The organism is Streptomyces sp. NPDC005141 (assembly GCF_053599975.1).
On sequence record NZ_JBSFYW010000058.1, the window covers coordinates 28603 to 54816 of the forward strand.

At 70.6% G+C, this 26214-nt stretch carries 21 protein-coding genes and 2 pseudogenes; 14 read left to right on the top strand and 9 right to left on the bottom strand.

Going from position 1 to position 26214, the window contains the following annotated elements; genetic code table 11:
* Positions 1–60: 60 nt before the first annotated feature.
* Positions 61–477, bottom strand: a pseudogene (tnpA, locus tag ACWD68_RS33065) (IS200/IS605 family transposase).
* 28 nt (positions 478–505) lie between these two features.
* On the opposite strand from tnpA, the gene ACWD68_RS33070 reads away from it, so the two are divergent.
* Complete coding sequence (locus ACWD68_RS33070) at positions 506–1750, top strand: RNA-guided endonuclease InsQ/TnpB family protein (protein WP_451810139.1); 1245 nt, start codon at positions 506–508, stop codon at positions 1748–1750.
* A 26-nt stretch (positions 1751–1776) separates the two neighbouring features.
* Complete coding sequence (locus ACWD68_RS33075) at positions 1777–3279, top strand: metallophosphoesterase family protein (RefSeq protein WP_451810140.1); 1503 nt, start codon at positions 1777–1779, stop codon at positions 3277–3279.
* A gap of 61 nt (positions 3280–3340) precedes the next feature.
* On the opposite strand, the gene sthA is transcribed toward ACWD68_RS33075, so the two are convergent.
* Positions 3341–4744: a Si-specific NAD(P)(+) transhydrogenase gene (gene sthA / locus ACWD68_RS33080; RefSeq protein ID WP_451810141.1), complete on the bottom strand. Its 1404-nt coding sequence runs from the start codon at positions 4742–4744 to the stop codon at positions 3341–3343.
* 46 nt (positions 4745–4790) lie between these two features.
* Between sthA and ACWD68_RS33085 the strand changes: the two genes are divergently transcribed.
* Entirely contained in the window at positions 4791–5390 is a 600-nt protein-coding gene (locus ACWD68_RS33085) for a hypothetical protein (protein WP_451810142.1), read from the top strand.
* A gap of 421 nt (positions 5391–5811) precedes the next feature.
* Positions 5812–7674 carry an AMP-dependent synthetase/ligase gene (locus tag ACWD68_RS33090; RefSeq protein ID WP_451810143.1) on the top strand — a complete coding sequence of 621 codons (1863 nt, stop codon included), beginning with the start codon at positions 5812–5814 and terminating at the stop codon, positions 7672–7674.
* A 224-nt stretch (positions 7675–7898) separates the two neighbouring features.
* Here ACWD68_RS33090 and ACWD68_RS33095 read toward each other — a convergent pair whose 3' ends face one another.
* From ACWD68_RS33095 to ACWD68_RS33110, 4 genes are all read right to left on the bottom strand, one after another.
* Positions 7899–9740 (bottom strand): sensor histidine kinase, encoded by a 1842-nt coding sequence (locus ACWD68_RS33095; protein WP_451810144.1) that lies wholly within the window; start codon positions 9738–9740, stop codon positions 7899–7901.
* Complete coding sequence (locus ACWD68_RS33100; RefSeq protein ID WP_451810145.1) at positions 9737–10435, bottom strand: response regulator transcription factor; 699 nt, start codon at positions 10433–10435, stop codon at positions 9737–9739. Before ACWD68_RS33100 ends, ACWD68_RS33095 begins: the two co-directional genes overlap by 4 nt.
* A gap of 129 nt (positions 10436–10564) precedes the next feature.
* The gene (locus ACWD68_RS33105; protein ID WP_451810146.1) at positions 10565–11329 is read right to left on the bottom strand and encodes a L,D-transpeptidase family protein; all 765 of its coding nucleotides are present in this window, start codon (positions 11327–11329) and stop codon (positions 10565–10567) included.
* Positions 11330–11523: 194 nt separating this feature from the next.
* On the bottom strand, positions 11524–12165 hold the full coding sequence (locus ACWD68_RS33110) for a DUF6629 family protein (protein ID WP_451810147.1): 642 nt from the start codon (positions 12163–12165) through the stop codon (positions 11524–11526).
* A 164-nt stretch (positions 12166–12329) separates the two neighbouring features.
* Between ACWD68_RS33110 and ACWD68_RS33115 the strand changes: the two genes are divergently transcribed.
* Complete coding sequence (locus tag ACWD68_RS33115; RefSeq protein ID WP_451810148.1) at positions 12330–14048, top strand: ATP-binding cassette domain-containing protein; 1719 nt, start codon at positions 12330–12332, stop codon at positions 14046–14048.
* 208 nt (positions 14049–14256) lie between these two features.
* Here ACWD68_RS33115 and ACWD68_RS33120 read toward each other — a convergent pair whose 3' ends face one another.
* Positions 14257–15783, bottom strand: coding sequence for an aminotransferase class V-fold PLP-dependent enzyme (locus ACWD68_RS33120; protein WP_451810149.1), 1527 nt, complete (start codon positions 15781–15783; stop codon positions 14257–14259).
* 167 nt (positions 15784–15950) lie between these two features.
* Between ACWD68_RS33120 and ACWD68_RS33125 the strand changes: the two genes are divergently transcribed.
* The 9 genes from ACWD68_RS33125 (at position 15951) to ACWD68_RS33165 (ending at position 24509) form a co-directional block, all read left to right on the top strand.
* Positions 15951–16166 carry a DUF4177 domain-containing protein gene (locus ACWD68_RS33125; protein WP_266764490.1) on the top strand — a complete coding sequence of 72 codons (216 nt, stop codon included), beginning with the start codon at positions 15951–15953 and terminating at the stop codon, positions 16164–16166.
* Between the two features lie 195 nt (positions 16167–16361).
* Positions 16362–17165: a VOC family protein gene (locus ACWD68_RS33130; protein WP_451810150.1), complete on the top strand. Its 804-nt coding sequence runs from the start codon at positions 16362–16364 to the stop codon at positions 17163–17165.
* Positions 17166–17327: 162 nt separating this feature from the next.
* Positions 17328–17780: a Crp/Fnr family transcriptional regulator gene (locus ACWD68_RS33135; protein ID WP_451810151.1), complete on the top strand. Its 453-nt coding sequence runs from the start codon at positions 17328–17330 to the stop codon at positions 17778–17780.
* 82 nt (positions 17781–17862) lie between these two features.
* Positions 17863–18687 (top strand): N-formylglutamate amidohydrolase, encoded by an 825-nt coding sequence (locus ACWD68_RS33140; RefSeq protein ID WP_451810152.1) that lies wholly within the window; start codon positions 17863–17865, stop codon positions 18685–18687.
* A 75-nt stretch (positions 18688–18762) separates the two neighbouring features.
* Positions 18763–19587 carry an amidohydrolase family protein gene (locus ACWD68_RS33145; RefSeq protein ID WP_451810153.1) on the top strand — a complete coding sequence of 275 codons (825 nt, stop codon included), beginning with the start codon at positions 18763–18765 and terminating at the stop codon, positions 19585–19587.
* Between the two features lie 49 nt (positions 19588–19636).
* Positions 19637–20950, top strand: a complete 1314-nt coding sequence (locus ACWD68_RS33150) for a DUF4032 domain-containing protein (RefSeq protein WP_451810154.1) — start codon at positions 19637–19639, stop codon at positions 20948–20950.
* 96 nt (positions 20951–21046) lie between these two features.
* Positions 21047–22723, top strand: coding sequence for an FAD-dependent oxidoreductase (locus ACWD68_RS33155; RefSeq protein WP_451810155.1), 1677 nt, complete (start codon positions 21047–21049; stop codon positions 22721–22723).
* Entirely contained in the window at positions 22720–24162 is a 1443-nt protein-coding gene (locus ACWD68_RS33160) for an ATP-binding protein (protein WP_451810156.1), read from the top strand. The genes ACWD68_RS33155 and ACWD68_RS33160 overlap by 4 nt, the downstream gene beginning before the upstream one ends.
* Entirely contained in the window at positions 24159–24509 is a 351-nt protein-coding gene (locus ACWD68_RS33165) for a UBP-type zinc finger domain-containing protein (protein ID WP_451810157.1), read from the top strand. The genes ACWD68_RS33160 and ACWD68_RS33165 overlap by 4 nt, the downstream gene beginning before the upstream one ends.
* A 22-nt stretch (positions 24510–24531) precedes the next feature.
* Here the strand turns inward: ACWD68_RS33165 and ACWD68_RS33170 are convergent, their stop codons facing one another.
* Positions 24532–25071 (bottom strand): VOC family protein, encoded by a 540-nt coding sequence (locus ACWD68_RS33170; RefSeq protein ID WP_451810158.1) that lies wholly within the window; start codon positions 25069–25071, stop codon positions 24532–24534.
* Positions 25072–25178: 107 nt separating this feature from the next.
* Positions 25179–26214: pseudogene (locus ACWD68_RS33175) on the bottom strand (RNA-guided endonuclease InsQ/TnpB family protein); the annotation flags it as partial.

The following is a 26214-nucleotide window of genomic DNA, read 5'->3' on the forward strand; positions in this document are numbered from 1 at the left end:
AGAAAGCCCCGGCGTTCACGCCGGGGCTGAATGCATCTGAAGGCTGCTCTGACATGCACTTCAGAGCGGGCGTATTTGCTGCTCGATGTACTGGCGGACGATCGCCAAAGGTCCTCCGCCGCACGATGCAGAGAAATACGAGGGCGACCACAGGTGCCCGTGCATGATGGCGTGGTTGATCCGGCCGGTGAACTACTGCCGTATCCGGAGAGCGGAGACGCCCTTGAGGCTGTTGACCAGCTTCGAGACTGCGACCTTGGGCGGGTAGTGAACCAGGAGGTGGACGTGATCGCGTTCGCCGTTGAACTCCTTCAGCTCCGCTTCGAAGTCTTCACAGACCTTGCGCATGATCTCTTCGCAGCGCGTCAGCATTTCGTCGTTGAACACCCCGCGCCGGTACTTCGTCACAAAGACCAAGTGAACGTGCATCGCCGAAACGACGTATCTGCCACGCCTGTAGTCGCTCTGACCATTCATGAGACCCAATCCCAGTAGGGTCGTGGGCGTGCAGCTCCGCTACAACTACCGGGCCTACCCGGAGGCCTCCCAGCGCCGCGCGCTGGCGAGTGCGTTCGGGTGCGCCCGTGTGGTGTGGAACGACTGCCTGCGCGACCGCAAGGAAGCGCACGCGGCAGGACTGCCGTATGTGAAGTCGGCCGAGCTGTCCCGTCTTCGCATCACCCTGGCCAAGCGCACGGAGGAACGCGCCTGGCTCGCCGACGTGTCCGCGGTCGTCCTGCAACAGTCCCTGCGAGACCTGGACACCGCCTACAAGAACTTCTTCGACTCGATCAAGGGCAAGCGGCACGGCCGCAAGGTCGGCCCTCCCCGCTACAAATCGAAGAAAGACACCCGGCAGTCCATCCGCCTCAACACCAACGCCTTCGGCCTCCAGGACGACGGCACGGTGTACGTGGCCAAGGTCGGCAACCTCAAGGTCAAGTGGTCCCGTCGGCTTCCGGCCGCCCCCACGTCCCTGACCGTCACCAAAGACAGCTCCGGCCGCTACTTCCTCAGCTTCGTCGTGGACACCGAGCCGGACATCCTCCCCCGACTGGAGACCGACGCCGGTCTCGACCTCGGCCTGTCCGCCTTCGCCGTCCTGTCCGACGGCAGAAGAATCGACAGTCCCCGCTTCCTGCGTCGGGCCGAGAAGAAGCTCAAGCGCCTTCAGCGGGAGCTGTCCCGCAAGACCAGGGGATCAAAAAACCGGGCCAGGGCCCGCACCAAGGTCGCACGCCAGCACGCCAAGGTGGCGGACCGACGCCGGGACTGGCACCACAAGGCATCCACGCAGATCATTCGCGACAACCAAGCGGTGTACGTGGAAGACCTCGCGGTGTCCGGCCTCGGGCGCACCCGACTCGCCAAGTCCGTGCACGACGCGGGATGGTCCGCGTTCGTCAACATGCTGGAGTACAAGGCGGTCAAGCACGGGCGCACCTTCGCCAAGGTGGACCGGGCTTTTCCGTCCTCTCAAGCCTGCTCGGCCTGCGGATTCCGGGACGGCCCCAAGCCCCTGCACGTCCGGGAGTGGACGTGTGGGCAGTGCCACGCCGTCCACGACCGCGACCACAACGCAGCACGTAACGTCCTGTTCGAAGGACGCCGCATCGTCGCCGCCGGACGGGTGGAGACGTTAAACGCCTGTGGAGTGCCGGTAAGACGGGCACACGTGCCCGCACAGCGCGTTGAAGCAGGAAGCCCCCGGAAGGGTCAGAAGACCCAGGCCAGAATCCCTGGACATTAGACCAGGGAGCACGTCAAGGTGCACCGATGGCTCACTCTTCACGCGACACCGCCGAGGGCGCCGGCTGGGGCGATCACCGACTCGGGGAGTACAAGCGGCTGATGCCGTCCCGGGTCGAGAAGCTCTCGTGGCTCGACCCCAGGACCCTGTGGCCCGCGCGCAACGGCGTGCTGGCGTCGTGGTTCGGGGACCCCACGGGCCGTACCCGGGCCCGCTGGGTGGAGCAGCGGGCGGCCGCCGGAGCGCCCTCCGACGCGGTGATCCGGCGCACGGACGCGGACCACTTCTCCTTCATGGTCATCGGCGACACGGGCGAGGGGGATGATCCTCAATACGCCGTGGTGCCAGGGTTTCTGAAGGTGAGTCAGGGAACGGATTTCGCCGTCCTCGCCAGTGATGTGATCTATCCGGTCGGCGGCACGGACGACTACGGCAGCAAGTTCTTCCGCCCCTACCGGGACTACCGGGCGCCGATCTACGCCATACCCGGCAACCACGACTGGTACGAGGACCTGCACGGCTTCATGCGGGTGTTCTGCGCGGCGCCGCCACTGCCTCCGGAGGCGGCCCCGCGCCGTGCGACCCGGGCCTGGCTGCGTTCGCTGCTGTGGCACAGGCCGGGCGCGGCGGACGAGCAACGGCTGGCCGAGGCGAAGGAGTTGCGTTCGGCGCCGTCCCAACAGGCCGTCCAGCCGGGCCCGTACTGGGCGATCGACGCCGGACCGGTGCGGATCATAGGCATCGACACCGGCCTGCTCGGGAGCCTCGACGCCGAGCAGGGGCGCTGGCTGCGCGAGGTGTCCAAGGGGGACAGGCCCAAGATCCTGATCACCGGCTCCCCGCTCTACGTGGACGGCGAGCACCATCCGTGCGCCATCGAGGGCGGCGGCACGGTCGACGACATCGTGCGGGACCCGGGTCATCACTATGTCGCCGCGATCGGGGGCGACATCCACAACTACCAGCGCTATCCGGTACGGGTGGACGGCGGGCGCACGATCCAGTACGTCGTCGCCGGTGGCGGCGGGGCGTTCATGCACGCCACCCACACCATCCCCCGGGTCCGCGTCGCCCAGGTCGCCGAGGAGGATTTCCGCTGCTATCCGCTGCGCGGCGACTCCCTGGCCTTCTACAGCAGGCTCTACGGGCGCCGGCTGCGGATGCGCCGCTTCTTCACGCTCACCGAGGCCGAGGCCACGGCGGTGATCGCCCAGCGGCTCGGCATCCCTCCGACCCGGGCCCAGGGCACATCCGTTCGCGTCACCCTGCGCGCGCGTCTGGTCGCCGGCCTGCTGGGTGCCGGCGGCCGCCCCGACCGGACCTCGCGCCTGCGGCTCCCGGTCCGCAAGGCGTACACCCAGCTCTTCTCGCCCGGCTCGGCGACGTACAGTCCGCCGTTCTTCAAGTGCTTCCTGCGCCTGGACGTCACCCCGTCCTCGGTCCATCTGCGCTGCCACTCGGCGACCGGCACCCTCGACCACGAGATCGATCCGCCCATCGAGGACGAGGTGACCATTCCACTGTCCTGACACGGCTCCGCGGGGCGCCGCCCGGCCGAGGAGCCTGCCGGGCGGGGCGTCCTCGCGGTGATCAGTCCCGCAGGCGGTCGATCTGCCGGATCTTGTTGGTCGCGTCCAGGGCGGCGACCTTGTAGGACTCGGCGAGAGTCGGGTAGTTGAAGACGGCGTCGACGAGGTAGTCGACCGTACCGCCGCAGCCCATGACGGACTGGCCGATGTGAATGAGTTCCGTCGCGCCGGTACCGAAGCAGTGGACGCCGAGGAGTTTGCGGTCGTCGGGCGAGACCAGCAGCTTCAGCATGCCGTGCGAGTCGCCGATGATCTGCCCCCGGGCCAGTTCCCGGTAGCGGGATATGCCCACCTCGAACGGCACGCACTCCTCGGTGAGCTGGTCCTCGGTCCGGCCGATGAAGCTGATCTCCGGGATGGTGTAGATGCCGATGGGCTGCAGGTCGTGCATCCGGTTCACCGGTTCTCCGCAGGCGTGGTACGCCGCCGTACGACCCTGTTCCATCGAGGTCGCCGCGAGTGCCGGGAAGCCGATGACGTCACCGACGGCGTAGATGTGCGGCACTTCGGTGCGGTAGTGCTCGTCGACCGTGATCCGGCCGCGCCTGTCGGCGGACAACCCCGCCTTGTCGAGGTCGAGTTCGTCGGTGAGGCCCTGTCGGCCGGCCGAGTACATGACCGCGTCGGCGGGGATCTTCTTGCCGCTCTCCAGGATCGTGAGCGTGCCCCGGGGGTGGCGCTCGACGGCGGCGACGGTCTCGCCGAACCGGAAGGTGACGGCAAGATCCCGCAGGTGGTACTTCAGCGACTCGATCACCTCGACGTCGCAGAAGTCGAGCATCCCGGCGCGCTTCTCGACCACCGTGATCTTGGAGCCGAGGGCGGCGAACATGGAGGCGTACTCCATGCCGATCACACCGGCGCCGACGATGACCATGGAGCGCGGCACCTGCTCCAGGTTCAGGACGTTGTCCGAGTCCATGATCGTCCGCCCGTCGAACTCGACGGTGTCGGGCCGCGCCGGGCGCGTGCCCGTGGCGATGACGATGTGTTCGGCGCTCAACAGTCTTTCGTTGCCGTTCACTTCGACCAGGGCGACGGTGTGGTCGTCCACGAAGCGGCCGGTGCCGGCGAACAGGGATACGTGGTTGCGCGAGAGCTGGCTGCGGATGACGTCGACCTCGCGATTGACCACGTGCTCGGTGCGCGCGGTCAGATCGGCGACGGTGATGTCCTCCTTCAGGCGGTAGCTCTGGCCGTACAGATCCCGCTGGCTGAGGCCGCTGAGATACAGGACCGCTTCCCGCAGCGTCTTGGAGGGGATGGTTCCGGTGTGGATGGAGACCCCGCCGACCATGTCGGGGCGGTCGATGACGGCGACCCGACGGCCGAGCTTGGCCGCGGCGATGGCGGCCTTCTGGCCGCCCGGGCCGGATCCGATGACAAGCATGTCGAAGTCGCGCACCTCCGGAGTCTGTCAGCCCGAGGCCTCTCCCCGAAAGGGTGAACGGGTGACCAGTCGGCCGAGTACGGACGACGCGGCAGCTCCCCGTGTCGCCGCCGACACCCCGAGCCGGGCACCCCGCGACCGCGCCATCATGGTTCCCAAACCCGGAACCCGCCTCCTGGAGGCCCCTGTGCGGATCGACGCGTTGCCGTACCTCGATGAACACACCACCGTCGTCGCGGCGGGAACCGACGACCTCTGGCGCGGCCTGGGCGAGGTCCTCGACCGCTCCGCCGCACGGCCCGGAGCGTCCGGCTACGCGCGACTGGTCGGGTGCGCCGACCGCACGGCTTCGGGGCCCCGCCCCTTCGCCGAGGGCTCCACGATCCCGGGGTTCCGGGTGACCGCCGCCGTCCCGGGGAGCGAGCTGGTCCTCCAGGGCCGCCACCGCTTCTCGTCCTACGCCCTGATCTTCCGCATCGAGCAGGTGGGCCCGGACCGATCGCGGTTGCGGGCCGAGAGCCGGGCGGCCTTTCCCGGCGCGGCGGGCGGCGTCTACCGTCGGCTCGTCGTGGGAACGGGCGGTCACGCGCGGGGCATGCGCCGTCTGCTCGCGTCCATCGCCCGGCAGGCCGAGCGCGACGGCGATCCCACGGCCGCGTGAGGCCCCGCCGCTCCGACCGGTGCCGTGGATCGACGCGAGTGGGCCGCTGCCGGCGCGAGGCGGCGGCCGGTGTCCCGGCGGCCTGCGCCCGCGAAGCGGCCGCCAGGAATGCAGCACCTTCCGTGCACACGGGACAGATGTCCGCCTTGTTCCGTTTTCGCCCCGCAGTGACCGGCAAGGACGGCAGGCGTCAACGGCGCCCGGACGGCAAGCTGTTGGCCCCTCTGCGGGGCGAAGGGGAAGGTCCGGGACCCGGAAGCTCCGCGGCGGGCGAACTGCTGCCGGAATTGGACGCGGCCGTCGCCCGCGTGGGCTACATTCGGGAATCCTCGGCATCGGCGCCTCCGGGGGTGAGGCCACGTCGAGGAGAACTCCGGAGCGGCGAATGCACCAGTCCCACCTTCCTCCACCGGCAGCAGTCATGCAGGGGGGACTCGCCGACAGCCTCCACGAGACGGCGCTCAGCACCCCCGATCTGCCGCAGGTCGCACACCGCCCCGAGGGTCGCGCGGGCGGCTGGACGCAGGTGACGGCGGCCGAGCTGTGGGGCGAAGTGGTCGACGTGGCGCGGGGGCTCATGAGGTCCGGCATCCGGCCGGGCGACCGCGTGGCCATCATGGCGCGCACCCGCTACGAGTGGACGGTGCTCAGCTATGCCCTGTGGTCGGTCGGCGCCGAGATCGTGCCGATCTACCCGACGTCGTCGCACGAGCAGGTCGCCTGGATCCTGAAGGACGCGCACTGCGTGGGCGTGGTCGTGGAGGACGAGCAGGGGGTCATGACGGTCGGCTCGGCGTGCGCCGCGCTCCCCTTCCTGCGCCATGTCTGGCAGTTGGACACCGGCGCGATCGCTCAGCTGGTGGAACGCGGCCGCGCGATACCGGCGACGGCGGTCGACTCACTGCGCAGGATCGTGCTCGCCGACTCCACCGCCGTCATCGCGTACACCTCCGGCACGACGGGACAGCCCAAGGGCTGCGCCCTGACGCACCGCAGCCTGGCGAGCCCCTGCGACACCCTGCTCGAAGGCTGGAGACACACGGCGGCTCCGCCGGGCGTGCAGCCGGCCGTCCTCGCCTTCCTGCCCTTCTCCCACGCCTACGGCCTGATGATCCAGGGGCTCTGTCTGCGCGGCGGCATCCTGATGGGGCACGAGCCCGATCTGCGGGAGGACGCGCTGTCCGAGGCCATGCTCTCGTTCCGGCCGACCTACCTGTACGCCGTCCCCTCCGTGTTCGAGAGGATCTACAAGAACTTCTTGCGTGCCTCCCAACGGGCCGGTCGCGGCGCGTTGTTCGAGCGCGCCGTGCGCACGGCGCAGGACTTCGCCCTGGCCGAGGAGCGCCGGCGGCTGGGCACGGGCACCGGCCCCGGTTTCGATCTGCGGCTTCAGCACTCCCTCTACGAGAAGACGGTGTACAAGCGGCTGCGCGGCGCGCTGGGCGGGCGGGTGTGCGGCGCGGTGTCGGGCGGCTCCCCGCTGAACCGTGAACTCGCCCTGTTCTTCGCGGGAATCGGGATCTTCGTGCACGACGGATACGGGCTCACCGAGACCAGCGGCGGAATCACCGCGCAGCCGGTCGGGAGGGAGAAGTTCGGCACCGTCGGACGCCCACTGCCGGGCACGGAGGTCCAGGTGTCCGACGACGGGGAGATCCTCGTGTGGGGGCCCTCCGTGTTCCAGGGCTACATCAACGACACGGCCGCGACCCAGGCCTCGTTCCGCAACGGCTGGCTGGCGACCGGGGACATCGGCCAGGTCGACGCCGAGGGATACCTGACGATCACCGGGCGCAAGAAGGACATCATCATCACCAGCGGGGGCAAGAGCGTGGCCCCTTCCGCTCTCGAGGAACGGCTGCGGGTCCATCCGCTCATCCATCAGGCGGCCGTCGTGGGCGACAACCGGCCCTGCGTGGGCGCTCTCATCACGCTGGACCCCGAGTTCGTGACGCACTGGCGCGCGTCCCGGGCCAAGGGGGAGACACCCGCCCGGGACGCGCGTGAGGAGAACGAGCTGCGGGAGGAGGTCAGACGCGCGGTCGCGGCGGCCAACACCACCGTGTCCCGCTCCGAGTCGATCCGGGTCTTCCGTGTCCTGCCGGAGCCGTTCGACCTGTCCAACGGACTGCTGACGCCCTCGCTCAAGCTGCGCCGGGACGCGATCGCCCAGCGGTACGCGGCCGAGATCGAGGCGATGTATCAGACCTCGTCGCGGGTTCCGCGGGAGTCCGCGCTCAGTGAGCCGTCGATCCTGGACGACTCGGACAACGTCTTCCGGTGAAATGGGTGGACGACGGCACGGCGCGGGACGTAGGTGCTTCCCAGGAGCGACCTCAACGGCGTGACACGGCTCCTGGTTTCCGGCTGATGGGTGATGTTCATGCGTCCACCTTGCGCCGAGCCCGCCGGAGCCACCAGATCCCTATCGTGAGGAGGACCACCGGTCCTGGTACCGGCTCCACCACCATCAGCGGGAATAGACCGGCGCCGTCCGGCCGGCGCCGCTCAGTCCGCCGGGGCGGGCGGTGCGGGCGCCTTCGCCCAGGGTAGCCGCAGGGTGAAGACCGAGCCGCTGCCGACCTCGCTCGCGACGGCGACGGTTCCGCCGTGGGCGGCGACGAGTTGCCGGACGATGGCGAGGCCCAGGCCGCTGCCCCCGGTGCGCCGGCTGCGGGACTTCTCCGCCCGCCAGAACCGGTCGAAGACGGCGGCCAGATCCCCGGGCTCGATGCCTGCGCCGGTGTCGGCCACCTCGAGCACGACCTGCCCGTCGTGACCGCGGACAGAGAGAGTGACCGTACCGCCGGCCGGCGTGTGGCGGATCGCGTTGGACACCAGATTGCCGAGCGCCTGCCGCATCCGTACAGGGTCCGCGTCCAGCCACGGTGTGCCGGCCACCTCGGTGACCAGGACGATGCCCGCGGCCTCCGCCCCCACCCGGTGTGCCGCGGCGACCTGTTCGAGGAGTTCGTCGGCGCGCATCTCCTCGCGGCGCAGTCGCAGGGTGCCGGCGTCCGCGGCCGCGAGGTCCTGGAGATCGTCGATGACGCGCTGCAGGACCACGGCCTCCTCGTGCAGGGAGGACAGGAGTTCCGGGTCGGGGTCGACGAGGCCGTCGCGGGCCACCTCCAGCCAGCCGCGGATATTGGTGAGCGGGGTCCGCAGTTCGTGGGCGATGTCGCTGACCATCGCCTTGCGCTGCGCCTCCATGCGCTCGCGGCGCTCGGTCAGCTCGTTGAAGGCGAGCGCCAGGATGCCGGTCTCGTCCTGGGTGGTGACGGGAACCCGTACGTGCCGCTCCGGTGGCTGCCGCGCGGCCTCGGTCAGCGCGCGCAGGGGACGTACGAGCCGGGTGGCGACCAGCGCGGTCACGGCCACGGTGAGGGCGAGGACGAGTCCGGTGACACCGAACACCTTGGCCTTGTTGGCCGTGGACATGTCGAAGCGGGGAGTGGGGCTGTCTCCCGTACCGAGGAAGAGTTCCGCGACCGGGGCGACATAGGGATCGAGTTGCCGCCGCCTGGCGCCGTCGACGCAGTCGTTCACCGTCCGGGTCTGGGCGCTGTGCAGGTCACCCGGCCTCTTCCACGTCAAGTAGGGGGCAGCCGTGGCCCTGCTCGTGGCGTCGAGCGTCAGCGCAACGGGGTAGGTGAGGTGCACCTTGTGCTGGTCGAGACACGTCCGGGTGAGCGCCGACAGCACGTCCAGGGCCTTCTGCTCGGTCGGGGTGGCGGTGTTGAGCTTCCCGTCGGCGCACTCCGTCGGCACATAGCCGGAGTCGAGCCTCCCGTCCATGTCCGTCAGGACCGTCCGGCCGCTCGGCATCCGCTCCGTTCGGGTCTGAATGCCGTAGCGCGAGAAGCACAGCTGGCGCACCGTGGCCAGCTTGGCCACCCGCAGCCGCTCGGTCGCGGGCAGCCGGTACGGCCCCACCGCGCGTGGATCGACGCCGGTCAGCTGTGCTCCGGGTTCCGTGGAGGTGTCGGTGCGCAGCGGGTCGACCGTGGCGGCGGCACGGGGCGGCAGGGAGGTCCCCCGCGCCGCGGAGTCCGCGAACGGGGTGCGGTCACCGGTGGTCAGGGCGATGCGCCGGCCTGTCCTGTGCGAGATCGTGCGCAGGGTTCCGGCGACACCGGACCAGTCGGGATGGGTCGCCGCGTATCCGCTGAGCTGCCGGAGGATGTCCATGTCCTCGGCGAGCACCTGGCCCTGCTCCTCCTGGATGGCCCGGGTGGTGGTCTGCACCGCGAGCCAGGCGGTCGCCGCCACGGAGCACAGGGCGATGAGCACGGAGGTGATCAGCAGCCGCACCAGCAGACTCCTGCGCAGCGGCACGGCGCGGCTCACGCCCGTTCGCCCTTGAGCTTGTACCCGACGCCGAACACCGTCAGCAATCGCGCGGGCCGGCGCGGGTCCGCCTCGATCTTCCTGCGCAGGTTCATGATGTGCACATCGATGGCCCGCTCGGTCGACGCCCGGTCGATGCCCCGGGTGCAGTGCAGCAACTGCCGCCGGGAGAAGACCCGTTCGGGTTCGCCGACCATCGCGAGCAGGATCTCGTACTCGCCCGGGGTGCAGTCCACCGGTGAGCCGTCGCACAGGACCGTGTGCCGCTCGGGGTCCACCGCGATCCCCGCGGCCCGGACGACCGGATCGCCCCGCCGTTCGGTGGCGGGCCGTCCGCTGCGCCGCAGCACCGTACGGATACGGGCCATCAGCTCGCGCGGACTGTACGGCTTGGTCATGTAGTCGTCCGCGCCGAGCTCCAGGCCGAGCAGCACGTCGTCCTCGGTGGAGCGGGCGGTCAGCATCAGGACGGGGATGTCGTCGTCCTGGCGCAGTGCCCGGCACACCCCGAAGCCGTCGACCACCGGGAGCATCAGGTCCAGGACGACGAGGTCGGGCCGGTTCCGCCGGGCCGCGTCGAGAGCGGCCCCGCCGTCGTGGACCACGGTCGCCGTGTGCCCCTCACTCAGCAGCGAGCGGCGTATCAGCTCCGCCTGCATCTCGTCGTCCTCCGCTACCAGCACATGTGCGCACACGCCGCCGATGGTAAGCGCGACGGCCCGTGAATCGGCCGGTGGGAGGGGCTTCCCACACGCTGACACCTTCCTCACATCCCCCTGGGATCCTGCCGGTGGACCCGGGCCGACGACAGTCCCGGAAGGTGCTCACCGTGCCAGCGAGGCCGCGTCCCCCATGACCACCACGGGGTGCCGGCCGGGGTCCAGGTCGCGCATCAGCTCCTTCAGGTCGCCTTCGCGCAGACCGACGCAGCCGTGTGTGGGGCCTCCGTGGTCCACATGCAGCCAGATCCCTCCGCCGCGGGCCGCGCCCAGGGGGCGGGTCCAGTCCAGGGGTGTGGTGCCGGGCCTGCGGTTGTAGTTGACGGCGACCACGTAGTCGAAGGCGCCTGCCAGCGACTCGCCCTCGAAGCCCGTGCCGGGTGAGGTGAAGGCACCCGAGCGGTCGTACGGGAGCCGGGTGCCGGGGTCGGGCAGCAGCCCGCCGGCGTCCGTGAGGCCGAATACCCCGACGGGGGAACGCAGGTCACCGGCCCGGTGGTGGGCGGTCCAGCCCTTGAGGGCGTTGTGCGCGGGCCGGCTCGGGCCCGCCTGCCAGCCCGCCTCCGTACGCTCGTACAGCACCACGGTGGACAGCGGGGAGTTCCTGCCCCGGCCGGTCACCACGACGGCCTGCCGGGTCCGCGACGGGACGGCCGCCCAGGTCCTGGGGCCGAGGCCCGGCGGTCGCCGCGGTGCCGCCTCGGGCGAGGCGGTCACGGTCGGTGCGGGGGCCGGTGTCGCCACACCCTGACGCGCCGAGGAGCCACCGGCTCCCGGGCCGAGCGTCTCGGCCGTGCCGCCGCCGCACCCCGCGATCAGGAGCGAGGCGACGGCGATCGCCGCCGGAACACGGTGTACGGAGTTGATCATGCGTCGACCCTGACCGACACATATGAGGAACTCGTCAGGTCATTCACAGGTCGCCGAATACCCAGCCTGCGCCCGATCACCGGTTCCGCGCCTGATCGTCCGGCCCCCACCCGATCACCGGTGTCCGGGCGGATCACCCGCGCTCCGGCGGACGGGCGGCGGTCCGTCGGCCGGCCGGGGCGCGGTCCGTCACGTCATCGGTGATCCGCCGGCTCGAGCGGGACGACGGCCTCACGCGAGTTCACCCAGCCCAGCAGGGCCACCGAGCCGACCGCCGCGAAGGCGCACCACGTCGAGACGAACTCCAGCTCCCACAGCGACCAGCAGATCACCGCGCCCGCCGCGACCAGGACACCGAGCAGCAGCAACCCGCGGTCACCGGACATCAGCAACGCGCCGACGGTGGCGAACAGGTAGCCCACGATGACCAGTTCGGGCTGCGCCAGGTCGACGACATAGCCCATGGTGTGGCCGCGGATCTCCGCCCTCACGGGGTGGGCGGCCAGCGCGTACGCGAGCGCCGCCGCGGTCGCGATGCCGCAGGCGAGCGGAAGCATCAGCCGGCGCCGGGCAGGGCGTGGTGCCGCGCAGAGCACGCCCAACGGCACCCACACCGCCAGCAGCGGGAGGGCGATCACGGCCCAGGCCACGGTGGCGCGACCGGTACCGCCACCGGCGTCCCAGACCAGGGACTCGACGATCTGGTGGGCGCCGAGCAGCAACGGCAGCGCGGCCAGCGGGAGATCCTCCCTGCGCCGCGCCCGGAGGACACAGGTCACCCCGACAGCGGCGACACCGGCACCGGCCGCCAGATCGGCCGTCGCACTCCAGCACATCGCTCCACCCTGCGTCCGCCGTCACGAGATCCCGTCCTCCGGAGCCCACGCTACGACGCCGCACGGCCGTGTCCGGCATGGACACGAGCCCCGTCCGGGCAGGGTTCCCCGCCCTTCCGGCGGACGACGGGTCACGCCGTCCGCTCCCCTGGCATGCTGCCCCCATGCCGACTCCCACGCAGCCGAGCCCCCCTGTCGCCGCGGACAGCCCCGTCACACCGGTCGACGGCCTGCGCGTTCGGGCGCGTCGCATCGGCCAGGAGGTACGGGGGGCCGGGCGCGTGTTGCACGACGTGTCGTTCGACGCGGGGCCCGGGCGGCTCACCGTCATCGCCGGAAGCAGCGGCGCGGGCAAGACGGTGCTGCTCCAGACCCTGGCGGGACTGCGCGCTCCGGCCGAGGGCGAGGTGCTGCACGACGGGTCCCGACCCGGCCTCCCGGGGCCGGAGTTCGGCTTCGTGCCGCAGGAGGACATCATCCACCGCGAGCTGCCGCTGCGTCGCACGCTCATCTACGCGGCGGGGCTGCGCCTGGCCCCGGGCACGCCGCCCGAGGCGGTCGCCGCGCGAGTGGACCGGGTACTGGAGACACTGGGGCTCCGCCATCGGGCGGCGACCCCGGTGCGTGCGCTGAGCGGCGGTGAGCGCAAACGGGCCTCCATCGCGGTCGAGTTGCTCCCCCGGCCGCGCGTGCTCTTCCTCGACGAGCCGACCTCCGGCCTCGACCCGGTCACCGGCGCGGCGCTGCTCGGAACCCTGCGCGCACTCGCCGAGGACGGCACCACGGTCGTGCTGACCACGCATGTCCTGGCCGACCTGCTCCGCTGCGACCAGGTCGTCTTCCTCTCCCCGGGCGGAGAGGCCGCGTACACCGGTGAACCGGACCGCCTGTGCGCGGCGTTCGGGGTCGCGACGGTCGAGGAGGTGTACGCGGCGGTGGCCGAGGGCGTACGGGCCGAGCGCACCGCCCCCGAGAGGACCGACCGGACCGAGGAGACCGGGCGGACGTCACCTCCGGTGCGGACGCGTCGCGTTGGCGCGATGCGGCAGTGGGCGCTGCTGACCCGGCGCGGTACCGCGCTGTTGCTGCACAACCGGCTGTCGCTCGCCGTCCTGGCCGGTTCGCCGGTGATGATCGTGGCGATGTTCGCGGTGCTGTTCCGCGCGGGCGCCTTCGATCCGGCGTCGCCCGACCCGGGATCGACCGCGATGATCATGTTCTGGATCGCGTTCGGCGCGTTCTTCTTCGGGCTGACGTACGGGCTGCTCCAGATCTGCACCGAACTGCCCGTACTGCGCCGCGAATGGTCGGCCGGGCTGCGCATCGGGCCGTACATCGCCTCGAAGCTCACCACCATGCTCCCGGTGCTCGCGGCCGCGGACGCGCTGCTGCTGGTCGTGCTGCGCGCCCTGGACCGTCTGCCGTCGGCGGGCTGGGACACCTACGGCTCGCTGTTCGTGTCGAGCGTGCTGGCCTCGGCGGCCGCGCTGGCGCTCGGGCTGCTGGCCTCGGCGGCGGTGTCCGAACCGGGGCAGGCGACGCTCATGCTGCCCCTGCTGTGCTTTCCCCAGGTGCTCTTCTCGGGGGCGTTCGTTCCGGTGCCCCGGATGACCGGCTCCGGGGAGGCCGTCAGCTGGGCGATGACCAACCGGTGGGCGTTCGAGGCACTGGGCAGCGGGGTCGGTCTCGCATCACTGTGGCGCGCGGGCGGCTCTCCGCTGGGTCCTCCGCTGCTCGCCTCCTACGGTGACTCGTTCGGCCACCCGGCCTCCCGCGGCTGGGTGGTCCTGGCGGGCTTCGCGCTACTGTTCATGGCCCTGACGTGGGTGGTGCTGGTCCGCAAGTGCCGGGACGGGGCGGCCCGGAGCCGGAACGGGCGCTGATCCGGCCGGCGCACCGGCCCTCTCGCTCCCACGGCGCCTCGGCAGAGCCGCACGCCTCGCCACCTCCGCGTCCAGCCACCGCACCCTCGCCGGCGCCTCCTCCGCAGTGGCGTCCCTCAGCGGGCCGCAGAGCGCGGACCGCACATCGCTCTGCGCTCTGCGGTCCGCGGCCTGCGCACTCGTGGTGAAGTCTCTCCGGCCCCCGGACTCAGCACCCCGCCCGCGCGGTGAGCCCCGCGACCCCGGGCACACGGTCCCGGTAGGTCTCGGTGACGAACGCGAGGAACGTATCGATGTCGGCGGGCTGGGACGAGACGCCGACCGAGATGCGCACCGCACCCGCGGAAGGCAGTCGAAGGAGGTCCAGGTAGTCCTCCAGGGTGCCCGGTCGCCTGCGGGCCGCCGAGCGGAGCCGGCGTAAGGGCAGGGCGAACGCCGCCTCGCCCGCGCCCGGGTTGCAGAAGCAGCCGGTGCGCAGGGAGATGCCCCGAGCGGCGCTGTCCCGGGTGACGACTCGTTCGTCGATGACGCTGCCGTCCGCCGCGAGCAGGTTCAGCGCCACCGTGCCGCCACGGGCCGCGCCGGCGGCGCCCTCCGGGCCGTACACCCGGACCATCGGTGAGCCGTCACCGTGCCGCAACGTGCGCAGTCCCGCGAGGAGTTGGCCCGTCAGGGCCGTGACGTGGGCGTGCACCCGGTCCATGCCGATCCGGTCGATCCACCGCAGCCCGGCGGTCACGTCGGGCACGGACAGGAAGTTGACGGTGCCGTCCTCGAAGGCCGCCTCGTCGTCCGCGAGGACGTGCCACTGGGCCTGGGCGCTGACCGCGTAGATGGTGCCGCCGGAGAACCAGGGCCGGCGGAGCTTGGCGAGGGCCTCCCGGCGGGCGATCAGGCTGCCGATGCCCGTGGGATGGCCGAAGACCTTGTACCAGCTGACGACGGTGAAGTCCGGGTGGAAGCGGGCCAGGTCGAGGGTGTTGGCCGGGACGAAGGCGGCGGCGTCCAGCAGGACGTCGTATCCCTGCCGCTGTGCCCGCCCGATCCACTCCAGTGAGTGCTGCACTCCGTTGAAGTTGCTCTGCGCCGGATAGGCCAGCAGTCCGCGCGAGCGGGTGTCGCCGCCCCCACGGGCCCGGACCAGTCCGCGCAGCGGGCCCCGTCCGGCCTCGGGCAGCGGAGCACGGACCCGTGGGCTGCCCGGTATCCGGCCGCGTGCCGCCAGCGCGGCCCGCAGCCGCTTCTCGTCCATCTGCAGGCCGGTTCCGCTGACCGGCACGTACGTCGTCCTGGCACCCCGCGCCCGTGCGTACTCGCGCAGTCCGTTGACGGAGTTGTGGTTGTCGAGCGACATCACGAGGCGGCTGCCGCGGGTGAACGGATAGGCCTCGCCGACCAACCGCAGAGCGCCCGTCGCGTTGGGGGTGAAGATCACCGCGTATTCGGCGGGATCGGCGTTGAAGTGCCGCAGAACGGCTCGGCGGGCTTCCGCGAGCAGGACCCCGGACGCCCGGGAGGCCGGACTGTCGGAATGCGGATTGCCGAACAACCCGCCCGTGATCCGCTCCGCGCTGCCCGTGACCAGGGAGCGCGGCGGCAGTCCGGCACCCGTGTGGTCGAGATAGGTGTGCCCGTCCTCGTCGAGATAGCCGAACTCGCGTGCCCGCAGGTCGGCGAAGCTCGCGGACGCCTCCGCGGCGCCCGCTATGTGGGTGTCGGCCTGTGCGCCTTCCATGCTGCCCCCTCCGCCCGGCCGGGCGGTCTCCCCCGCCACGGCCCGGCACTTCATGAAATTTCAACAAAGGTATCCGTGCGGTCCGGTTCACCCCTGTGCCACGTCCGTGAACAGTGATTGGGTGAGCCCCGGCCATGCCATCCAACACGCAGGAGAGCTCCGCAGCCATGAGCAACCCGTATACCTACGAATACAAGGTCGTCACGTTCCGTGAGTCGCTGATCGGCGACGCGCTGGACAGCGACAAGCTGGAGAAGGTCCTGAACAAGCACGCCGAGGACGGGTGGGCGCTCAAGGCGATCACGTCCGCCGACGTCAAGGGCCGCATAGGCCCCGGCGCCGTGGAGGGACTGCTGCTCACCCTGGAACGGCCGCGCCGATAGCGGTCGCGTGGTGCGCGCGGCGCCGAGGCGGGAGATGCTGTTGCTGATGGGACAGCGGATCCGCAGGTGCTACTGACGCCGTCGGAGGCCTTCCGACACGGAAGGCCTCTCACGGCTGAGCTGATGTCCGGGGCCCGACCAGGTCCCCGCACCCCGCGCGACCGCTGCCGGCCAGTGAGGTCAGGAGGGACGCCGATGAAGAGCGACGGAACACTCCACCCCGGTGTCGTCACCAGTCAGTCGGTGTTCGGCGCGCCGTGCTGGGTCAGCCTGAGCACACGCGATCTGCGGGCCGCCGAGGACTTCTACACCGCGGTTCTCGGCTGGCACTGGTCCTCGGCCACCAAAATGGGTGACCAGTACCGGATCGCCCGTTTCGCGGGGGTACCGATCGCCGGGGTCAACGAGGTCGACTTCGTGGCGAGGACCGCGGTCGCCTGGACCCCGTACTTCGCCGTGGCCTCCGCGGACGAGACGGTCTCCCGCAGTCAGGAACGCGGTGGTACGACCGCGGTGGGGCCGATCTCGCTGCCACCGGGCCGGGCCGCCTTGCTGGCCGACCGGGACGGCGCGGTCTTCGGCATCTGGGAGGGCGAGCTGGTGGCCGGCTGGGAACGCTGGCGGCACGCGGCACCGGCCTTCGTCCGCCTGCACACGCGCGACGCCTTCGACGCGGCGATCTTCTATGGGGAGGTCCTGGGCTGGGCTTCCTCCTCCCCCGGCGGCTGCGAGGTCGACTACGAGGAGAACGAGGTCGTCCTGCGCAACCGGGGCGACGTGGTGGCCCGGATCCACTCCGGCGCGGTGGAGGCCGCCCCGGACCCCACCGTCCGTCCGCACTGGCAGATCCACTTCGCGGTCGACGACGTGGAGGCCTGTGCCCGCGCGGCGCGCTCTCACGGCGGCACCGCCCATCAACAGGGGGTCGGCTCCTTGGAGGCAGCCATCACCGACCCCGACGGGGCGCGCTTCACGGTGACCTCCCGGACCGCCGTGTGACGCCACGCACGAAGCGCTCGCGACCCGGCCGCGGCGAAGTCGCCCGGCCCACGACGCGACGGATTCCGCCGTTCGGGCTCCAATGGAGGATGACGGGATACCACCGGTACGACAGGCGCCGCCGCCCCCCGCGGTCTCACGGCGACCCGATGGAGGTCCGCGATGCCCACTGCTCTCCGGCTGCTGCCCGCCCTCTCCCCCGAACACCGCGAACGGCTGATGGGCGTGGCCCTCGAGGTCTCCTTTCCCGCGGACGGGCCGATCTTCGAGGCGGGAGGTACCGCCGACCGCTTCTGGGTGGTCCGCTCCGGGACGGTCTCCCTGTACCAGCAGGTCATCGCCGGCAAGCGGATCACCGTCGCGCAGCTCGGGCCCGGTGACCTGCTCGGCTGGTCATGGCTGTTCCGCCCGCACACCTGGGACTTCGGCGCCGAGGCCTTCAGCCCGGTGCGCGCCTACGAGTTCGACGCCGCCGAGGTGCGGAGCCTGTTCGAAGCGGATCCGACGCTGGAGCTGTCGATGACCCGGACGATCGGCGCCATCCTGGCCCACCGTCTCGAAACGACCCGGGCGGCGCTCATCGAGCACTACGCGCGCCACGGGGGCAGCAGCTGAGAGCACCCGGCCGGAAGCCGGACGCCGGTCCCGCTCTGCCGGACACGGCTGTTGTCGGACCCGGCTGAGACAGTGATCTCTTATGAACGACATCCTCGATTCCCCGGACGCCGCGGACGCGCCGGACTCCTTCGCGATCCTGCCCGGCGCGGTCCACTCGCCCGTGCTCCTGCACGTGCCGCACTCCTCACGGCAGGTTCCGGCGCCGGTCCGTGACGGCATCCTCCTCGGCGACGCGGCGCTGGAGAGCGAGTTGGACCACATCACCGACGCGCACACGGCGGAGCTGGCCGCCGCCGTGGCCGAAGCGGCCGGGCTGACGCCGTGGCGATTCGTCAACCGGCTGTCCCGGCTGGTCGTCGATCCCGAGCGCTTTCCCGACGAGCGGGAGGAGATGCTGACGGTCGGGATGGGCGCGGTCTACACCCGGACGACGCACCGGGCGCCGCTGCGGCCCGCGGACACCGATCCGAGGCCGCTGATCGACCGCTACTTCCATCCGTACGCGCGGGCGATGACGGCAGCGGTCGCCGACCGGCTGGCCGCCACCGGGCGGGCCGTGGTCATCGACGTCCACTCGTATCCGACGGCCCGGCTGCCGTACGAACTGCACGGTGACGGGCCCCGGCCGCCGATCTGCCTGGGGACCGACTCCTTCCACACACCACCGGAACTGGTCGCGCTCGCGGAGAAGGCGTTCGCCGGACTCGGCGGGGTGGGAATCGACAGCCCGTTCGCGGGCGCGTACGTCCCCCTGCGGTACTACGAGCGGGAGCCGGAGGTCGCGGCGCTGATGGTGGAGATCCGGCGGGACACGTACATGACGGAGCCGGGAGGCCCGGTGGGCCCCGGGTTCGCGCGTCTCGTCACAGCCCTGACCACGCTCGTCGACGCCGCGGCCGGGTAGACCCGGAGCGCGGCACATCCTAGGGTCGGCGGTAAGCAAACGCTCAGTCATCCGGTTCAGGGAGGGCACGAAACCATGCCGGTCGTCGACGCGTGGATGCAGCACCCCACTCTCCGTCACTCCAACCACGAGATGTTCGCGTCACTGCGCCGCTGGACCGGCATGAAAGTGCTGGAGGAGGAGATGCCGGTCGGGGTCACGGTGGCCGCGATGGCGGCGGCCGACGTGGACACCGGCCTGTCCTCCGCCTGGTACGGGCCCGAGGGCGCCCTGATCGGCAACGACGAGGTCGCCGGATTCGTCGCACGGTCCGACGGCCGGCTGCGCGGGGTCGCGGGCGTCGACCTGACACGCCCCGTCGCGGCCGTGCGGGAACTGCGGCGGGCCATCCAGGAGTTGGACTTCGTGGCCCTGAGGATCGTGCCGTGGCTCTGGCAACTGCCGCCCACCGACCGGCTCTACTACCCCCTGTACACCGCCTGCGTCGAGCTCGGCGTCCCCTTCTGCACACAGGTCGGGCACACCGGACCACTGCGCCCCTCCGAGACCGGCCGGCCCATTCCCTACATCGATCAGGTCGCGCTCGACTTCCCCGAACTGACCATCGTCTGCGGACACATCGGCTACCCCTGGACCACGGAGATGATCGCGGTCGCCGACAAGCACGCGAACGTGTACATCGACACCAGCGCCTACACCGTCCGCCGCTATCCCCCGGAACTGGTCACCTATCTGCGCGGCCGGGGACGGCGGAAGGTCCTCTTCGGCTCCAACTACCCGATGATCGAACCGAGTCGGGCGCTGGAACACCTCGACGAGCTGGGCCTGGACGAAGAGGCCACCGCCCTGTTCCTGTCGGGCAACGCACGGCGCGTCTTCCGCCTTCCCGATCATTCGTAGATGCTGGGGCCGGAACAGCGTTCGACCTTGAGGTGAGGGCAGCCCGGCCATGGCTTTTCAGATCAGCGCGACCAACCCGGAGCATCCCGCGCTCCTGCTCGAACTGCCGTGGCAGCTGCCCCTGGAGGAATGGCCCGAGCACCATCTCGTACCGCTGCCGCGCGGCATCTCCCGGCACGTGGTGCGCTACGCGCGCGCCGGCGACGAGGTGGTGGCCGTCAAGGAACTCGCCGAGCGACCGGCGGTGCGCGAGTACGAGCTGCTGCTCGGCCTGGACCGCCTCAGGATCCCAGCGGTCGACCCGCTCGCCGTGGTCACCGGCCGCACCGACCCGGCCGGAGAGCCGCTGGAGTGCGTGCTGATCACCCGGCACCTGGGCGGCTCGCTGCCGTACCGCTCGATGTTCGAGACGACCATGCGGCCCGCCACCATGCACCGGCTGATGGACGCGCTGGCCGTCCTGCTGGTGCGGCTGCACCTGGCCGGCTTCGCCTGGGGTGACTGCTCGCTGTCCAACACGCTGTTCCGGCGCGACGCGGGAGCGTACGCCGCGTACCTCGTGGACGCCGAGACCGGCGATCTGCGCCCGCGGCTCAGCACCGGTCAGCGGGAGTACGACCTCGATCTCGCCCGGGTGAACATCAGCGGCGAGCTGCTGGACCTGGAGGCGGCCGGAGCCCTGCACCCCTCGGTGGACCCCATCGAGTTCGGCCAGGAGATCTGCTCACGCTACCGGGGCCTGTGGGAGGAGCTGACCCGCACCTCCGTCTACCCCGCGGGCAAGTACCACTACATCGACCGTCGCATACGCCGCCTCAACGACCTCGGCTTCGATGTCGCAGAGATGCAGATCGCGAGCTCCTCCAACGGCGACACGGTCACCTTCGTGCCCAAGGTCGTCGACGCGGGCCATCACCAGCGCCAGCTGCTGCGGCTGACCGGTCTCGACACCGAGGAGAACCAGGCACGCCGGCTCCTGAACGACCTGGAGAGCTGGATGGCCACCCAGGACGACTACGCACCCGGCGGCCCTCCCGCGGGCTCCCGGCCCGCTTCGGGCGGAGAACACCCCCGTGCCGCCCGGCCGGAGGTCCTCGCCCACCGCTGGGTGCGGGACGTGTTCCGGCCGACGGTCCGGGCGGTGCCCCCGGACCTGCGCGGATCGATGGACCCGGCCGAGCTCTACCACGAGCTCCTCGAACACCGCTGGTTCCTGTCCGAGCGCGCGCAGCACGACATCGGCCTGGAGACGGCGGTCGAGGACTACGCCACGAACATCCTCTCCAAGGTCCGCGACCCCCTGCCGGCACCCTCGGAAGCGCCGGAGCCGGCCCACGCGTACCCGGTTCCCGAGCAAAGGTGACCGATCGTACATACGATTGGCTCTGTACCTGCCCTGCGGCGCCGCGCGGCGTCCGCTCGGCCGGAACGCAACTGACCTGCTCGGGGTGGGAGAGGTATGACCCAGGCCGCCAGTCCGGCGCGGACCGTCATTCTGACCGTCGACGACGACCCCGGAGTGTCGCGCGCCGTCGCGCGTGACCTCAGGCGCCGCTACGGCGAGGCGCACCGGATCGTGCGCGCCGAGTCCGGGGAGACGGCTCTCGACGCGCTGCGCGAGCTGAAGCTGCGCGGTGATCAGGTGGCGGTCATCCTCGCCGATTACCGGATGCCGCAGATGAACGGCATCGAGTTCCTGGAGCAGGCCCTCGACGTGTACCCGGGTGCGCGCCGGGTGCTGCTGACCGCGTACGCGGACACCAACGCGGCGATCGACGCGATCAACGTGATCGACCTCGACCACTACCTGCTCAAGCCCTGGGATCCGCCGGAGGAGAAGCTCTATCCGGTCGTCGACGATCTCCTGGACGCGTGGCGGGCCAGCGACTACCGGCCCGTGGGGGCCTGCAAGGTGGTCGGGCACCGGTGGTCGGCGCGTTCGTCGGGCGTACGGGAGTTCCTGGCCCGCAACCAGGTGCCCTACCGCTGGTACTCGTCCGACACACCTGAGGGACGGCGCCTGCTGAGCGCCGCGGGGCAGGACGGACAGCGGCTGCCGCTGGTGGTCACCCCGGACGGCACGCCGCTCGTCGAGCCCGACGACCCCGCCATCGCGGCGCATGTCGGGCTCGCCACGACGCCCACCTCGGAGTTCTACGACCTGGTCGTCATCGGCGGCGGTCCCGCCGGGCTCGGTGCCGCCGTCTACGGCGCGTCCGAGGGCCTGCGCACCGTGCTCGTGGAACGGTCCGCGACCGGCGGACAGGCGGGCCAGAGTTCACGGATCGAGAACTATCTCGGCTTCCCCGACGGCGTCTCCGGGGGGCAGCTCACCGAACGGGCACGGCGGCAGGCGGCCAAGTTCGGCGCCGAGATCCTCACCGCGCGCGAGGTGACGGGACTGGAGGTGACCGGGGCCTCGCGCACGATCCGCTTCTCGGACGGCTCCGCGATCTCCGCGCACGCGGTGATCCTCGCGACCGGTGTCTCGTACCGGCAGCTGGAGGCGCCCGGCCTGGCCGATCTGACGGGCTGCGGCGTCTTCTACGGCTCGGCGCTGACCGAGGCGGCGGCGTGCCAGGGCCATGACGTGTACATCGTGGGCGGGGCGAACTCGGCCGGTCAGGCCGCGATGTATCTGGCGCGGGGCGCGAAGTCCGTCACCATCCTGGTGCGCGGCTCCTCGCTGTCCGCCTCGATGTCGCACTATCTGATCGAGCAGATCGGTGAGGCGCCGAACATCTCGGTCCGCACCGGCACGGTCGTGGAGTCCGCGCACGGCAGCGACCACCTGGAGCAGCTGACCCTGCGCGATGTGGAGAGCGGCCACACCGAACTCGTCGACGCGCAGTGGATGTTCCTGTTCATCGGCGCGGCCCCGCTCACCGACTGGCTGGAGGGCACGGTGCTCCGGGACAGCCGCGGATTCATCATGGCGGGCCCGGACATGACGCCCGACGGGCAGCCGCCCCGGGACTGGGAGCTGGACCGGCCTCCGTACCACCTGGAAACCAACGTGCCCGGTGTGTTCGTGGCCGGGGACGCGCGCGCCGAGTCGGCGAAGCGGGTCGCGTCCGCGGTCGGAGAGGGAGCCATGGCCGTCATGCTCGTCCACCGTTATCTGGAGCAGTCGTGAGCGGGCAGGCGGTGCCGTGCGACGCGGCGGAGCTCAGCACGCTCTTCCTGTTCGAGAAGCTCGACACCGACCAGCTGGACCGGCTGTGCAGCGAGGGCCGGACGGAGCAGTTCGATCCCGGGCCCGTCTACACGGAGGGTGAACCGGCCACCTGCTTCTACGTGCTCCTCGAAGGCACGGTGGTGATGTCGCGCCGGGTCGGCGCGGACGACGTCGAGATCAGCCGCACCTCGAAGCGCGGGGTGTACGCGGGTGCCATGCAGGCGTACCTCAGCGGCCCGGCCGACGTGCAGTACAAGGGTTCCATGCGGGTCACCGAGCCCTCACGGTTCTTCGTCCTGCCCGCGGCGACGTTCGCCGCCATCCTGCGGGACTGGTTCCCGATGGCCGTCCATCTGCTGGAGGGCATGTTCTTCGGCAGTCAGAACACCCAGCGGACGATCGGGCAGCGCGAGCGGCTGCTGGCGCTCGGCTCGCTGTCCGCCGGCCTCACGCACGAGCTCAACAACCCGGCCGCGGCGGCCGTGCGGGCCACCTCCGCGCTGCGCGACCGGGTGGCCCACATGCGGCAGAAACTGGGGGTGATCGCGGCGGGACCGTATGCGCGCGACACCCTGGAGACGCTGGTCGAGATCCAGGAGCGGACCGCCGAACAGGTCGCCAAGGCGACGCCGCTGAGCCCGCTGGAGGCCTCCGACCGGGAGGACGCGCTCGCCGACTGGCTCGACGACCACGACATCGCGGGCGGCTGGCAGCTGGCACCGACGTTCGTGCAGGCGGGGCTCGACACCGACTGGCTGGACCAGGTCGCGGCGGCCGTGGACGGGCCGACCCTCGAAGGCGCCGTCCGGTGGCTGAACTACACGGTCGAGACCGAGCTGCTCATGAACGAGATCGAGGACTCCACGACCCGTATCTCACACCTCGTGGACGCGGCGAAGCAGTACTCGCAGCTCGACCGCGCGCCCTACCAGGTCGCCGATATGCACGATCTGCTCGACAGCACCCTGATGATGCTCTCCGGGAAGATGGGCTCCGGGATCAAGGTCGTCAAGGAGTACGACCGTACGCTGCCCAGGATCCCCGCCTATCCGAGCGAGCTGAACCAGGTGTGGACGAACCTCATCGACAACGCCGTCGCGGCGATGGACGGCGAGGGGACGCTGACGGTGCGCACCGCGCTCGACGGCGACCATGTGCTGGTGGAGTTCCGCGACACCGGTTCCGGCGTGTCCGAGGAGATCCGCGACCGGATCTTCGACCCGTTCTTCACCACCAAACCGGTGGGAGAGGGCACCGGTCTCGGCCTGGACATCTCCTGGCGGATCGTCGTCAACAAGCATCACGGAAGCCTTCAGGTGCGTTCCGTGCCCGGCGACACCCGCTTCCAGGTACGCCTCCCCCTGACCGTCACGGACACCTCCGAGGAGCCGTCATGACCACGCCGAACGGTATCGACCCCTCCGTGCCGCCGAGCGGCACCGGCTGCACCGAGTGCGACGCCGCCGGCGGATGGTGGTTCCATCTGCGGCGCTGCACCCAGTGCGGTCACATCGGCTGCTGCGACGACTCCCCGTCGAAGCACGCCACCTCCCACGCGCAGAGCACCGGGCACCCGATCATCCAGAGTTTCGAACCGGGCGAGAACTGGTTCTGGGACTACGACACCTCGGAGCTGTACGAAGCGGGTCCCGAGCTCGCTCCTCCGGAGAGCCATCCGCTGGACCAGCCCGCACCCGGCCCGGCGGGGCGCGTTCCGGCCAACTGGGCCGAGACACTGCGCTGAGGCGTCGGGCTGGAGCTCGGGCTCACAGCACCGTGCTGCCGTACATCTCGCCGAGTGGTTCGGCGAGCAGTTCGACGCGAGCCCCGTCGGGGTCCAGGAAGTAGATCGAGGTACCGCTCTCCTCCGTGTACTCGACCCCGGCGGCGTCGAGTCGCTCGCGCATGCCGCGCCAGGTGACGGGGTCGACCGAGATGGCGAGGTGGTGCAGCCCGCCGAGGACCTCCGCGTAGGGGCCGAGGTCGAGGCCGGGGAAGTCGAAGAAGGCGAGCAGGTTGCCGTTGCCGAGGTCGAAGAAGAAGTGGGTCGAGCCCTTGTAGTCCCGGTTCTCGATCATCTCGGTGAGGGGAAATCCCAGGACGCCCTGGTAGAACCGTACGGTCCGCTCCACGTCCGAGGACAGCAGCGCGACATGGTGCACACCGCGGGCCGTGCTCGCCGGCCTCTCCGGCTTCAGATGGGCGCCCCTGATCCGCCGACGCTCCGCTTCGATCGCTGTCAGGTCCATCGCACCCATCACGGTCTCCTCACCCAGAGAAGTGGCGACGCCGGTCGGTACCGACATATTCGGCACCGCTGTCCTCAGTAGTCAACTTGACCCGGCCCTGAAGGACCGGGCTTGGAGGTAGTGTCCAGCTGGCTGCTGGGGTGGACTCCTCCGTCCGGACACCCCTATGGGGTGGCAGGGACGCGTGACTCACGCCCCGCGTTCCACACGCTCTCGCCGCGTCGGGCGATGTTGTGGGAAGCATTCCGGTCGGCGTGGGCAACGACCCCGCACCCCCGGCAGATGAATAGCCCCTGGTCGACACGGTTTCGCTTGTCGACGTGGCCGCACTCGGCGCATGTCTGCGACGTGTACGCGGGATCAACGAAGACCAGGGGCACCCCGGCCCGCTTGGCCTTGTAGACGATGAAGTCTGCGAGCTGGGCGAATGCCCAGGAGTGGAGTGCGACCCGTTGGGGCTTGCGGAGCCGTACCCTCTGCCGGATTCCCTTGAGTTGTTCCAGGGAGATCCCGGCCGAGGTGCGTTCAGCCTCGGTCACGATCGTCTTGGCAATGAGGTGGTTGGCGTTCTTGACATGCCGCTGTTCGCGGCGTGAGCGCTCCTTCAACCGGCGCCTGGCGCTCTGGTGCGCTTCTTCTGGAGCTTGGCCCGCAGGGCAAGCTGTCGCTTGCGGTACCGGTTCAGAGCGCGCCCGGCAGCCTGGTAGCCGGTGGAGGTGGTGGCGATGTTGGCGATGTTGGCGATACCGAGGTCCACGCCGATGAAGGAGTCCGGCTCGTAGGGGGCTGCCTCGGGGATCTCGCAGGTGGCGATCAGGTAGAAGCTGCCGTCCCGCTCGATCAGGTCGGACTCAACCTTGCGGTACTGCTGGAGCGTTTTGAGCGCATCCTGCGAGCACGCGAAGCGCACTCCCTTGATCCGGCCTGCGGTAGTCCAGACGGAGACCGTTCGCTGGTCGTACTGCCAGCTCAGACAGCGGTCGTCATACGGCTGCGCGGCCTCGGGGCGAAAGGTGATCGGCTTGGACTCGGCCTTGCGGCGGCGCTTGGAGCCCTCCTTGCCGAGATTCCCGGCCCGGATGTTGGCCTTGAGCGTGGTGTACGAGTCACGCACCTTCTTGATCACGTGTTGCGCCGCCTGCGCCCCGAGCCCGGAGGCTTTGAGGTGCGGGTACGTGTGCCTGCGCAGCTCGTACTCAC